The sequence below is a fragment of the Pseudomonas sp. p21 genome, assembly GCF_001642705.1.
Taxonomy (GTDB): domain Bacteria; phylum Pseudomonadota; class Gammaproteobacteria; order Pseudomonadales; family Pseudomonadaceae; genus Aquipseudomonas.
Genome location: NZ_LWBV01000008.1, coordinates 247,439 through 260,149, shown reverse-complemented (window position 1 = coordinate 260,149; position 12,711 = coordinate 247,439). Strand labels below are relative to the sequence as shown.

Here is a 12,711-nt window from a genome sequence, read left to right as displayed (position 1 = left end):
ACGCCAAGGCATGATACATACACCTGTGGGAGCGGGTTTACCCGCGAATGGGCCAGCCCGGAAGGCAGAGGTGTCCGGGCGGACGCATTCGCGGGTAAACCCGCTCCCACAGGGATAGCGATAGGTTCGGGATAACCGCCGTATCAGGCGTAGGTGTCGATGATCCGGCCGAGCATTTCGTCGGATGCCTTGGCGACCTTTGCGCCAAGCTCGACTTCAAGCTTGCCCACCGCCAGCTGCACGGTGCTGGTGGCCAGGTCCATCTGCTGGCTGCGGTCGACCGCGCGCAGGCGTTCGGCCTGAAAATCGCTGGACTGGCTGGTGGCGGTTCGTTCGGCGGTGGTATTGGCGATCTGGCTGGCAGCCTGATCGACGCGGTTCTGGCCGGTCTGGATTGCGCTCAGGCCCGCGTAATAGGCGGAGCTACCGGTGATTTCCATGTCAGGACTCCATTGACGCTGGATGACGAACAGGGCCAATTAAAGCAGGCCCAGGATGAAAAGGCCCGTTTAAATCCCTAATGGCCCGGTGCCAGTCGATAGGCCATGGGTATTCCTGCATCGGCCTCTTCGCGGGCCAGGCCTGGAAACGGCTAATCCAGCAGATCCAGCTGCAGATGCTCAGCCACCATGTCGGCACTGGCCTGCTTCAACTTGGGCACCCGCCCCAGGCAAGGCGCCGGCAAGCGTTCGGCCAGGCTGGCCAGGTTCTCTTCCAGGCGCGAAGTACGCGGCTCGATGATGTTCGCCACCCACCCCGCCAGTTGCAGCCCGTCACGGGCAATCGCCTCGGCGCTGAGCAAGGCGTGGCTGATGCACCCCAGCCGCACCCCCACCACCAGGATCACCGGCAACTTGAGGGCAATGGCCAGGTCGGACAAGTTGGCTTGCCCCGACAACGGCACGCGCCAGCCACCGGCCCCCTCGATCAGGGTGAAGTCGGCATTTTGTTGCAGCACATTGCGCATCGCCGCCAACAGCTCCGGTACGGCAAGCGTCACCCCGGCCTCGCGCGCCGCCACGTGCGGTGCGATGGCCGGCTCGAAGGCAAACGGGTTGACCTGCTCGTAGGGCAGCTTGATCGTGCTTTCATCGATCAGCGCCTGAGCGTCGCTGTTGCGCAAGCCTTTCGGCGTCATCGTGCACCCGGAGGCCACCGGCTTGGCCCCCAGCGTGCTCAAGCCTTGCGACCGTGCCGCATGCAACAGCCCGGCAGCGATGGTGGTCTTGCCAACATCGGTATCGGTACCGGCAATGAAATAGGCCTGACTCATCTCGCTCCCCTTACGCCTGTGGCTTGCGCAACACACCATAGACCACCTGGTAGGTGGCTGGCAGCCCCTCGGGCTGGCGAAATGCCTCATAGGCCTGCAGCAGGCCCTGCATGCGGGCCCGGCCGGTAAGCCCGGAAGGCCGGCCAGGGTTCAGGTTGTGGGCACCGAGGGCCTTGAGTTCATGGGTCAGGCTGCGCACATCCGGGTAGTGCAGCACGTGCGGGCAGCGCTGCAGCCCAAGCTGTTCGAAGCCGCTGGCGGCGCACAGACGCTGATAGTCCTCGAAACGGCGGAAGCGGTTCACGTGCACCAGGCCATCCACCGCCTGCCAACTGGCGCGCAGTTCATCGAGGGTACCCACACACAGGCTGCTGAAGGCCAGCACGCCGCCCGGGCGCAGTACTCGCAGCACTTCTGCCAGCACGCTTGCGAACTGGTCGCACCACTGCACGGCCAGGCTGGTAAACACCAGGTCGACGCTGGCATCACGCAGTGGCAAACGCTCGGCATCACCGGCCACATGATAGTGCGCCCCGCCCTTTTCGTTACGAGCATGGCACAACATGCCCTCGGCGATATCCACCGCCACGCCGCTGGCCTGGGTGAACCGCTCGGCCAGCGCCCGGCTGAAATGACCGGTGCCGCTGCCCAGGTCCAGCCAGCGTGACGGCTGCAAGCCTTCCGGCAACTGCTCCAGCAGGTGCGAACCCACCGCACGCTGCAAGGCTGCCACGCTGTCGTAGCTGGCCGCGGCACGGGAGAACGAGGCCGCCACCTGGCGCTTGTCAGGCAGCGCACCGGGCAGGGTCGGACGGGAAAGGTCAGTCATCGCCACTCTCATGCAGGAAACTCTTGATGCCCGCCGCCAGCTCCTGCGGGTACTCCAGCAGGAACGCGTGGGAACTGTCTTCGACCAGGCCCACTTCCACATCGGGCAGCAGCTCGCTCAGCGCTTTTGCCGCCTCGGCCGGCACCAGCGCGTCGCTGCCGGCGAACAGGTGCAGCTGCGGGCCGCCGTAGGCCTGCAGGGCTTCGCGGGTGTCCAGCCTGGCCAGCACTTCGAGGCCGGTGGCCAGGTACAGCGGGTCGGTATCCGGTACGCCGACACCCAGCTGGCGTAACAATGTGCGGGGTTGCAGGGCGCCATCGCTGCACAGTGTGCGGAAGCGCTTGAGGGTGACCTGGGTATGGTTGCGGCAGCCGTCGAGGAAGGTGCCGAAGGTGTCTTCGGCCATGCCGTGGGGCCAGTCCGGGCGAGCTACGAAACTAGGGTTGCTGGCCAGGGTCAGCAGGCCGCAGCAATGGTCGCCGCGCTTGTGCGCCAGGGCGCTAGCCAGCATGCCGCCGAGCGACCAGCCGCCCAGCCAGACATCGCTCGGCAGCTTGCGGTCGAGGTGCTCGACCCAGGCCTGCACATCGCTGTGGGGCAGTTCCGGCAAGGGCATCAGCTCCACCTGCAGGCGGGCGTCCTGGGCACGCAGGCTGGCGGCCAGCGGCTCCAGGGAAGCAGTGCCCAGGCCCCAGCCAGGCAACAGAACAAGTCGATTACGCATCGGCGCTCTCCAACTGTGGATAACACTCGGCCAATGCATTCAACAATAGCTGCACCTGCGCCTCGCTGTGCGCGGCGCTCAATGTCACCCGCAGGCGTGCGCTGCCCGCTGGCACGGTGGGCGGGCGGATGGCCGTCACCAGCAAGCCGCGCTCGCGCAGCATGCGTGACAGGCGCAGGGCCTGCGCGCTGTCGCCGATGACGATCGGCTGGATCGGTGTCGGGCTGTCCATCAATACCAGGCCGATCTGCTGCGCGCCTTCCCGGAACTGGCGGATCAGCGCGGCCAGATACTCGCGGCGCCAGGTCTCGCGGCGCAGCAGTTCCAGGCTCTTGAGCGTGGCGCAAGCCAGCGCCGGTGGCTGGCTGGTGGTGTAGATGTACGGGCGGGCGAACTGCACCAGCGCTTCGATCAGCTCTTCGCTGCCGGCCACAAAGGCGCCGGCGGTACCGCAAGCCTTGCCCAGCGTACCGATCAACACCGGCACGTCATCCACGCCCAGGCCGAAGTGTTCGACGATACCGCCGCCCTGGTTGCCGAGGGTACCCAGGCCATGGGCATCGTCGACCATCAACCAGGCGCCGCGGGCGCGGGCGACATCGGCCAGCGCCGGCAAGTCGGCCAGGTCGCCGTCCATGCTGAACACGCCGTCGGTCACCACCAGGGTATTGCCGACGGCCTTGTCCAAGCGGCTGGCCAGGCTGGCCGGGTCGTTGTGCAGGTAGCGGCTGAAACGGGCGCCGCTGAGCAAGCCGCCATCCAACAGCGAAGCGTGGTTCAAGCGGTCCTGCAGCACCGTGTCACCCTGCCCCACCAGCGCGGTGATGGCGCCCAGGTTGGCCATGTAGCCGGTGGAGAACAGCAATGCGCGCGGGCGCCCGGTGAGCTCGGCCAAGGCCTCTTCCACCTGGTGGTGCGGCGTACTGTGGCCGATCACCAGGTGCGAGGCACCGCCACCGACACCCCAGCGCTCGGCGCCGGCCTGCCAGGCGGCAATTACCTCGGGGTGGTTGGCCAGGCCCAGGTAGTCATTGCTGCAGAAGGCCAGCAAGCGCTGGCCATCGACCACTACTTCCGGCCCCTGCGGGCTTTCCAGCAATGGCCGCTGCCGATACAGGTCTGCAGCACGCCGTTCGGCCAGGCGCGCCGCCAGGTCGAAGGCCATCTCAGGCCGTCGCGGCGTTGTAGAACATCTCGCTGCTGCGCTGTTCGACCAGCGCCTGCTCGATCGCCGCCTGGTGCACTTCGTCGGCGTGCTCTTCACGCGCTTCGGGCTTGATGCCCAGGCGTGCGAACAGCTGCATGTCCTTGTCGGCCTGCGGGTTGGCAGTGGTCAGCAGCTTTTCACCGTAGAAGATCGAGTTGGCGCCCGCCATGAAGGCCAGGGCCTGCATCTGCTCGTTCATCTGCTCACGGCCGGCGGACAGACGCACGTGCGACTTGGGCATGAGGATACGGGCCACGGCCAGCATGCGAATGAAGTCGAACGGGTCGACGTCCTCTTCCTCGGCCAGCGGCGTGCCGGCCACCTTGACCAGCATGTTGATCGGCACCGACTCCGGGTGCTCGGGCAGGTTGGCCAGCTGAATCAGCAGGCCGGCGCGGTCGTCCAGCGACTCGCCCATGCCAAGGATGCCGCCGGAGCAGATCTTCATCCCGGCGTCGCGCACGTAGGCCAGGGTCTGCAGGCGCTCGCTGTAGGTGCGGGTGGTGATGATGCTGCCGTAGAACTCCGGCGAGGTGTCGAGGTTGTGGTTGTAGTAGTCCAGGCCGGCCTGGGCCAGGGCCTTGGTCTGCTCCTGGTCGAGCTTGCCGAGGGTCATGCAGGTTTCCAGGCCCATGGCTTTCACGCCTTTGACCATCTCCAGCACGTAGGGCATGTCTTTGGCCGACGGGTGCTTCCACGCCGCACCCATGCAGAAGCGGGTGGAACCGATGGCTTTGGCGCGGGCAGCTTCTTCCAGCACCTTCTGCACTTCCATCAGCTTCTGTTTTTCCAGCCCGGTGTTGTAGTGACCGGACTGTGGACAATATTTGCAATCTTCCGGGCAGGCGCCGGTCTTGATCGACAGCAGGGTCGAAACCTGAACGCGGTTCGGGTCGAAATGCGCGCGGTGCACGGTTTGCGCCTGGAACAGCAGGTCATTGAACGGTTGCTGGAACAGCGCCTTGACCTCGGCCAGGGACCAGTCGTGACGTGTTGTTGCAGTTGTGCTGGCGCTCATTGGCGTTTCCTTGTTTAGGCTGAAGCTGGCGCCGGGACAGGAAAGCCCGCCAGCGCATCACGGATAGCTCGCATAGTCATGGAAGGCCTATGAACTGTCAACCACAGCTGAAAAGACTGGTTTACAAATGCTCACTTATTAATCAAACGTGCTTACTGTGCGATGAGCCTGCCGATCAGGCCTACCCGCTGTGCGTCCCCTGCGAGCAGGAACTGCCCTGGCTGGGCGATCAGTGCCTGCGCTGCGCCCTGCCCTTACCCCTGGCCGGTCTGACCTGCGCCCCGTGCTGTCGCCACGCACCGGCCTTCGAGCAGGTGATTGCACTGTGGCATTTCGGCTTTCCGGTGGACACGCTGATCAGCCGTTTCAAGCACAACCGCCAGTGGCCTTTGGGGCGCCTGATGGCCGAATTGCTCGGGCATGGGCTGTTGCACCGCTTTGCCGAAGGGCTGCCGCGCCCCGACCTGTTGTTGCCTGTGCCCTTGGCCAAACGTCGACTACGGGAGCGAGGGTTCAACCAGGCGGGGATGCTCGGACGCTGGCTGTCGTCGCAGGTGGGGGTACGTTGCGACGAGCGGTTGCTGCTGCGCACGCGGGAGACACCTGCGCAGCAACAACTGGATGCCAAGGCCAGGCGACGCAATTTGCGCCAGGCGTTTGCGGTCACGGGCCGGCTGGAAGGCAAGCATGTCGCCATTGTCGACGACGTGCTGACCACCGGTGCTACTGCCCAAGCCATTGCCCAGTTGCTGCGCAAGGCCGGGGTGCAGCGGGTGGATGTGTATTGCCTGGCGCGTACGCCCAAGCCGGGCTATCTGTGATTTCAAGGGCCTCATCGCCGGCAAGCCAGCTCCCAGAGTGAGCGCATGTACATTTAAATTTTGAGCAAGACAGTTGCTCCTACACACTATCCATCCTCAGGCCCCACAAGACTGAATGCCCATGTCCCTGCCCTCCCTCCTCACCCAGCATATCGCCCGCCGGCCCCAGCGCATCGCGCTGCTGCAGCACATTGCCGAAGAAGGGTCGATCACCCGCGCCGCCAAGGCTGCGGGCATCAGCTACAAAGCCGCCTGGGATGCCATCGACGAGCTCAACAACCTGGCCAGCCTGCCCTTGGTCGAGCGCAGCACTGGCGGGCGTGGCGGCGGTGGTGCCCGACTGTCACCGGAAGGTGAGCGAGTATTGCGCCTGTATCAGAGGCTGCAGGCTCTGCAGGCGCAAATCCTCGAAGCAGCCGAAGAGTCCAGTGACCTCGACCTGCTCGGCCGGCTGATGCTGCGTACCAGCGCGCGCAACCAGTTGCAGGGCCAGGTCAGCGGCCTGCGCCGTGAGGGCCGGCATGATCACGTCAGCCTGGCGCTGGGCGGTGGGTTGGAGATCGAGGCGTTGATCACCCACGACAGCACCACGCGGCTTGAGCTGACGCTGGGGACGATGGTAGTGGCGCTGCTCAAGGCAGGGTGGGTGCGGTTGCTGGCCGAAGGGGAAGAGGCCGAAGCGGGGAGTAATTGCCTGCGGGCGACGGTGGAGGAGGTGCTGGCGGAAATTGATGGGCCGAGTGAAGTCAGGTTGGCGCTGGGGAATGGCCAGACCTTGTGTGCGTTTGCAGAGCCGGATTGGTTGGCTGGGCAGCGTGTGGAGAATGGCAGCGCAGTGCGAGTGCAGTTTCATCCCTCTTATGTATTGCTTGGGATTCCTGCCTGACCTGTGCCGGCCTCTTCGCGGGCGTGCCCGCTCCCACAAGTACGGCGCAGGCTTCAAAGTGTGCGCCGTACCTGTGGGAGCGGGCACGCCCGCGAAGAGGTCGGTACAGGCATAACGCGTTACCATGGCCTCCATGCAGCTTACCCCCGGAGCCACCATGTCCCACCCCTTCGACACCCTCACCCCCGACCTGGTCCTGGACGCCGTGGAAAGCCTTGGCTTTCTCAGCGATGCCCGGGTGCTGGCACTGAACAGCTACGAGAACCGCGTCTACCAGGTAGGCATCGAGGGCGCACAACCGCTGATCGCCAAGTTCTACCGCCCAGGACGCTGGAGCGATGCGGCCATCCTCGAAGAACACGCCTTCACAGCCGAACTGGCCGACTGCGAAGTGCCGGTGGTTGCGCCCATGCAGCACGACGGCCGCACCTTGTTCGAACACCAGGGCTTCCGCTTCACCCTGTTCCCCCGACGCGGCGGCCACGCCCCGGAGCCAGGCAACCTCGACCAACTCTACCGCCTCGGCCAGTTGCTCGGCCGCCTGCATGCCGTGGGCGCCAGCAAACCGTTCGAGCACCGCGAAGCGCTGGCTGTGGACAACTTCGGCCACGCCTCGCTGAATACCCTGCTGGAAGGCGACTTCGTCCCCCGAGAGCTGCTGCCGGCCTTCGAGTCCGTGGCCCGCGACCTGCTCAAGCGGGTGGAGGACACCTACGCCCGCACGCCGCACCAGCTCATCCGCCTGCACGGTGACCTGCACCCCGGCAACCTGATGCACCGCGACGAGGTGTACCACGTGGTCGACCTCGACGACTGCCGCATGGGCCCGGCGGTGCAGGACCTGTGGATGATGCTGGCTGGCAGCCGCGAGGAGCGCCTGGGGCAACTGGCCGAGCTGATCGACGGCTATAACGAATTCCACGACTTCGACCCGCGCGAGCTGGCGCTGATCGAGCCCCTGCGCGCCCTGCGCCAGCTGCACTACAGCGCCTGGCTGGCGCGGCGCTGGGACGACCCGGCGTTCCCGCTCAGCTTCCCCTGGTTCGGCCAGCCACGCTACTGGGGCGACCAGATTCTCGCCCTGCGTGAACAGATGGCCGCGTTGGATGAGCCACCGTTGAAGTTGTTCTAAGCCTTGCATCAGAAAGTATCGAGCTAGCAGACACCCCATCGCGCAAGCCGGCAAACGGAAATGCCGGCGCCCTTTCCTGCAACTTCCTTACAGGCTGGACCTAGCATTTTTGCCAGTAGGCAAGGCGGAAGGCTGGGTGTAAAAAAACTCTCGGGGCAATGCGGGATTATCAGCAATGAATCAAACAAACCGTGGCGTGCCGAGCGGGCACAGGCGTCCGGCCGAGCCTCTCCATCATAAACAAGTTCACTTCAGGCGTTAAGCTCAACCCAGCACCGCAATTAACGCAAGCACCAGAACTCAGTTGACCATGGCCACTCACGATGTTCCATGGCGAGAGCGCTGCGAATTCATATACCCTTTAAAGCGAGAACTCCATGAACAGCTCTACAAAACAATCGCTCGAACAGTTTTTGAAGGAATTAGCCAAAACACGTAAAAATTTCGGCTACCCGATCATTGTGGCATTTGATCGGAAAACTGCAAACCATATATTGAAGCAAGAATTTATCGAACGCTACTCGGGCGGGCTATTCCTGGACCCGATTAATAGCGAGATTGATATCGACGGCACTTCCTTTCACCAGCTTCTGGATTTTTGCCTGGACGAACCCAGGCTATCATTTGAGAATGCGGACCTCAGCGATTCTAGAGCCAAATTGCTGATGCGAAGCGTGCGAGGCAAACAGATTCAACTAACCGAACCGCTAGGAGCCCGTAGGCGGGTTACGCGATTGGCGGAGGCGACCCCTGTCTACGGCCCGTCCCTGGTATTTGACGTCGATTTGAAACGTGATAAGGGAGATGTTTCGAAGGAGGGTAGGGTCTACTTCAGCTTTGCCGCTAATGGCAACTATAAATTTTATGGCAACACAACAGATTTTGAACTCACGAAACTCGGAGAACATTTCAGGATACTTTTCAATGACTACGCCAATGCACCTGAGGAACGAGCTCGAATCGAGTATACATTGGGCCAGCTTTCGAATTCGGAGAACTCCCCACTAAAAATACACAGTTTTGCAATACGTACCCATGGTGCCCCCGGAGCAGGGCGTGTAAACACGAAAAACTTTCGCGACGGCGCTGTCGTTCTATTTGCCGAAGAGGAGGAATTCAACAGTGAAAACGCTAGCCCGCCAGACGAAAATCGAAAGCTTCCTTATCTTTTACCGGACGGCTTCAGTGCCAACGTGCTGCTGCACTCGAATTTCATTGTAGCAAACCTGATAGTTCCGAAGTTAAAGTCTGACGATTCGTCTGTTCGCCTGCTTGACTGGAAATCCATGCATGACAACACCTCGAACAACATCGAATACATAGCCACCGGCAAATTTAAAATTGCCGAGATGAATTACGGTAAAATTGGCCAGGACTACGTCAGATTTTATGCTGCAGCTTTTGACTATTCCGCACCCGCCAAGGAAAACACCAAGGAAAAGCTCAGAATAAAACATGATAAAGAACGACTGACTATTGAGTGGATTGGAACCACCGAAAGAAAAGCACATATAACCTGGGGCTGGGACGGAGACGCAGGTTTAACAGCGGGCACGCTTAGCACTAGATGGAGCTTCGAGCACATATATAAAATATCAGTGAAGGTTCATGACGGCAAGCATAAAATAGAGCTTACGAGAGAGGGCGGAAGTGAAACGTTCAACTGGGAGGTTAGTGACAAGCTAGACGATGCCTTGGACGAAAAGAATTACCTCATAAGGGAATGGATCGAAGACCGCCTGAAAGAAAACTTCGATGACTTCCTATTTAGCGTGAACAAGTCATTCGAAGGAATGACTGCTGAGATTGAAGCCTTTATCCTGTCATCACTTATGTTCCGCAATTCGGAGATCACCCTTGATTCCGCACATTGGCCAAATGACGTGACCGCCATAGGTCAACTGGCCCCTGACCGAAACAAGTTCACCATTACCAGGAGCGACAACAAGCCGATCGACGACGGTGAGATCAGTGTACTGCCCGGTGAAAGAATAACCTTCAAGACCGAACCCGCCACCGGAGGGGTAACATGGAGCGTACGTCACCTCCCTAATTACGACGGTGACAACCCCCCAGGAGTAATCAACCCAAGTACTGGAACCTACAGCGCGCCCACTGCCGACAAGTTCAAAGGCAGTCATATCAAGGTCATTATTAGCGCTCAAATAGGCACTAGCATTTCTCATGTTCTTGTAAGCACTTTGCGAGACAGCCTCAATATCTACCCCTCCATCGTGAGCGTAAACCTGGCTGGCTATGCCGATATAGTCGCTGGCGAAATTAACGGAAAAGACATCAGCATGAAAGTCGAAGGGTTGGGTGAAATAGTCGAGTCGCCCGACGCCGACCCTCTAGCGCAGGCAACCAAACGGTACCTCGCCCCCAAACAGATACCCGAGTGGGAAGAAGGCATGCCCGAAGTTGATTCGGTACTGTGGCTTGATAAAGTAGTGGTCAGCAGTGGGACTTACACCAAGACCGTTCATGTACTCTTGCCTGTTACAATGGAAGGCAATTATTGGCTGAAGCCGAAGCAGGGGCAAGCGGGTGTGGAGTTTGAGTTCTGGGTGAAGCCCAAAAACGGGCCGGAGAAGCAAGTACCAAAGGAACAAACCTCATGGCATGTGCGTGTCGGCAATGGCACAATCGACGACGGTGTTTACACGCCACACCCTTCCAGGCCGGACGGTGAGTACATTGTCATCGTGGCGATGCACGAGGTCCCCGGCGTAGAAATAGCTCTATACGCCAGTACGATTGTGCCCATTCCCTTTGTTAGCGCTGAGAAATTCCTGGCGCTTTATGCGTCTGTTGAAGCTAGTGACAATTTGCGTAGGGCGCGCATAAACCAGAAGTGATCGTTGGGTGTGCATTTGGCGGCCAGGCTCCCCGTGCCGTTGACGCCGAAAACCAGGGCCATGCCCTGGCTTTCGCGTTTCATAAGTGCCAGCACAATCCGCCAACCTGTGCTGAAATAGCCCTGCGCTTTATTTAGCTACCTAAGCAAGGATTCTGCATGCACGCCGCAAACCCGCGTCGCGGGTACCTACTGGGCCTCAGCGCCTACATCATCTGGGGCCTGTTCCCCCTGTACTTCAAGGCGATCCAGAGCGTCCCGGCGGTGGAGATCATTGTCCACCGGGTACTGTGGTCGGCACTGTTCGGCTCGCTGCTGCTACTGGTGTGGAAACACCCCGGCTGGTGGCGTGAACTGCGCAACAACCCGCGCCGGCTGGGCATCCTCGCCCTGAGCGGGGCGCTGATCGCCGGTAACTGGCTGACCTACGTCTGGTCGGTGAACAACGGGCGCATGCTCGAGGCCAGCCTGGGCTACTACATCAACCCGCTGATCAATGTGCTGCTGGGCATGCTGATTCTTGGCGAGCGCCTGCGCCGCCTGCAGTGGCTGGCCGTGGCCATGGCTGCCGTGGGTGTGGCCCAGCAAGTATGGCAGGTGGGCAGCCTGCCCTGGGTGTCGCTGGTGCTGGCACTGAGCTTCGGCTTCTATGGGCTGATTCGCAAGCAGGCACCGGTGGCGGCACTGCCGGGCCTGGTGGTGGAAACCTGGATGCTGGTACCGCTGGCGCTTGGCTGGCTGTTGCTGCACCCGGCGGCGACAAGTGCCCAGGGCGCGTTCTACACCAGCAGCGAAGCGTTGTGGTTGATGGCCGCGGGGCCGGTGACACTGGTGCCGCTGGTGTGCTTCAACGCGGCCGCACGCCACTTGCCGTACACCACACTGGGCTTCCTGCAATACCTGGCGCCTACCTTGGTGCTGCTGCAGGCAGTGCTGCTGTTCGATGAGCATTTGTCGTCGAGCAACCTGGTGGCGTTCATGTTCATCTGGGCGGGTTTGGCGATTTACAGCGTCGATGCCTGGTTGAGTTTGCGCAAGCGCAATTGATCAAAAAATGATCGCAACTCTGCAGGCCTTGTGGTGCGTGGCCTGCAGAGACATCTCCAAAGGTTATCCACACCCTCGTCCCCGTGCTTTGTGCACAAGCTGCTGATTTTTGAGTATTTTTTGAACAAAGCTGTGGAAGGCGCAGAGCTATTGGGCTGGAGAGGTACACCCCCAGGTTATCCACAGGGCCTTCCCCGTGATATCGGGATAACCGCAGGGGGCTGCTTTGCAGCCCTTTCGCCGGCAATCCCGGATTACTCCTCCGGCCGCAGCTTCAACTCCACCATCAAGTCATCCGCCAGGCTCTCCAGCTTCTGCTGCAAATCGTCCAGCGACAGGGTCAGCGGCAATGCCAGCAAGGCATCGGCATGGAACAGCGGCTCGCTGCTCATCGGCGCCGGCCGCACCTCCGTGGTAAACCGCTCAAGGTTCACCCCCAGGTCCGCCAGCAAGCGGGTGATGTCACGCACGATCCCCGGCCGGTCATTCCCTACCAGCTCCATAGCAATCGGCTTCCAGGTGCACGACGGCTCGATGCCGCTCTCGGCGATCAGCACGCGAATGTCATAGCGGACCAACCCCTGCAGCGCGGCCACCAGCTCGGCGTAGTTTTCCGCTGGCACCGCCACCCGCAGGATACCGGCAAACTGCCCGGCCATGCGCGACATGCGGCTTTCCAGCCAGTTGCCACTGTGGTCGGCGATGCACTGGGCAATGCGCTCGACCTGGCCGGCCTTGTCAGGGGCAATCACAGTCAGTACAAGATGATCCACAAGCCCTTCCTCGTGTCGGACCGCGCCGGGCGGCAGAAAATCGGGGGATCGACTCAGTATAGGCAAGGCGCGGCAACCTGCCGCAGGGCAATCCACACAACGAATCGTGTACTGTTTCAAGATTTATCTGGAACAATCCACCTG

12 protein-coding genes are annotated in these 12,711 nt (G+C 61.4%); 5 read left to right on the top strand and 7 right to left on the bottom strand.

Annotated elements, in window-relative coordinates; all coding sequences use genetic code 11:
- Positions 1-143 precede the first annotated feature (143 nt).
- The 6 genes from A4C63_RS21935 to bioB form a co-directional block, all read right to left on the bottom strand.
- Entirely contained in the window at positions 144-440 is a 297-nt protein-coding gene (locus A4C63_RS21935; RefSeq protein WP_063914557.1) for a hypothetical protein, read from the bottom strand.
- Between the two features lie 152 nt (positions 441-592).
- Positions 593-1,273, bottom strand: a complete 681-nt coding sequence (gene bioD / locus A4C63_RS21930; RefSeq protein WP_063914556.1) for a dethiobiotin synthase — start codon at positions 1,271-1,273, stop codon at positions 593-595.
- Positions 1,274-1,283: 10 nt separating this feature from the next.
- Positions 1,284-2,102, bottom strand: coding sequence for a malonyl-ACP O-methyltransferase BioC (gene bioC, locus A4C63_RS21925; protein ID WP_063914555.1), 819 nt, complete (start codon positions 2,100-2,102; stop codon positions 1,284-1,286).
- Positions 2,095-2,826 carry an alpha/beta fold hydrolase gene (locus A4C63_RS21920; RefSeq protein ID WP_063914554.1) on the bottom strand — a complete coding sequence of 244 codons (732 nt, stop codon included), beginning with the start codon at positions 2,824-2,826 and terminating at the stop codon, positions 2,095-2,097. Before A4C63_RS21920 ends, bioC begins: the two co-directional genes overlap by 8 nt.
- Positions 2,819-3,991, bottom strand: coding sequence for an 8-amino-7-oxononanoate synthase (gene bioF / locus A4C63_RS21915; protein ID WP_063914553.1), 1,173 nt, complete (start codon positions 3,989-3,991; stop codon positions 2,819-2,821). The genes A4C63_RS21920 and bioF overlap by 8 nt, the downstream gene beginning before the upstream one ends.
- Before the next feature lies 1 nt (position 3,992).
- Positions 3,993-5,051 carry a biotin synthase BioB gene (bioB, locus tag A4C63_RS21910; protein WP_013970556.1) on the bottom strand — a complete coding sequence of 353 codons (1,059 nt, stop codon included), beginning with the start codon at positions 5,049-5,051 and terminating at the stop codon, positions 3,993-3,995.
- A gap of 89 nt (positions 5,052-5,140) precedes the next feature.
- On the opposite strand from bioB, the gene A4C63_RS21905 reads away from it, so the two are divergent.
- The 5 genes from A4C63_RS21905 (at position 5,141) to rarD (ending at position 11,794) form a co-directional block, all read left to right on the top strand.
- Positions 5,141-5,872: a ComF family protein gene (locus tag A4C63_RS21905; protein WP_063914552.1), complete on the top strand. Its 732-nt coding sequence runs from the start codon at positions 5,141-5,143 to the stop codon at positions 5,870-5,872.
- 121 nt (positions 5,873-5,993) lie between these two features.
- Complete coding sequence (locus A4C63_RS21900; RefSeq protein WP_063914551.1) at positions 5,994-6,758, top strand: TOBE domain-containing protein; 765 nt, start codon at positions 5,994-5,996, stop codon at positions 6,756-6,758.
- Between the two features lie 157 nt (positions 6,759-6,915).
- Positions 6,916-7,890, top strand: coding sequence for a serine/threonine protein kinase (locus tag A4C63_RS21895; RefSeq protein WP_063914550.1), 975 nt, complete (start codon positions 6,916-6,918; stop codon positions 7,888-7,890).
- 377 nt (positions 7,891-8,267) lie between these two features.
- Positions 8,268-10,748 carry a hypothetical protein gene (locus A4C63_RS21890; RefSeq protein ID WP_063914549.1) on the top strand — a complete coding sequence of 827 codons (2,481 nt, stop codon included), beginning with the start codon at positions 8,268-8,270 and terminating at the stop codon, positions 10,746-10,748.
- A 158-nt stretch (positions 10,749-10,906) separates the two neighbouring features.
- Entirely contained in the window at positions 10,907-11,794 is an 888-nt protein-coding gene (rarD, locus tag A4C63_RS21885; protein ID WP_063914548.1) for an EamA family transporter RarD, read from the top strand.
- A gap of 254 nt (positions 11,795-12,048) precedes the next feature.
- Here rarD and A4C63_RS21880 read toward each other — a convergent pair whose 3' ends face one another.
- Positions 12,049-12,567: a glycine cleavage system protein R gene (locus A4C63_RS21880; RefSeq protein ID WP_063914547.1), complete on the bottom strand. Its 519-nt coding sequence runs from the start codon at positions 12,565-12,567 to the stop codon at positions 12,049-12,051.
- Positions 12,568-12,711: the final 144 nt, after the last annotated feature.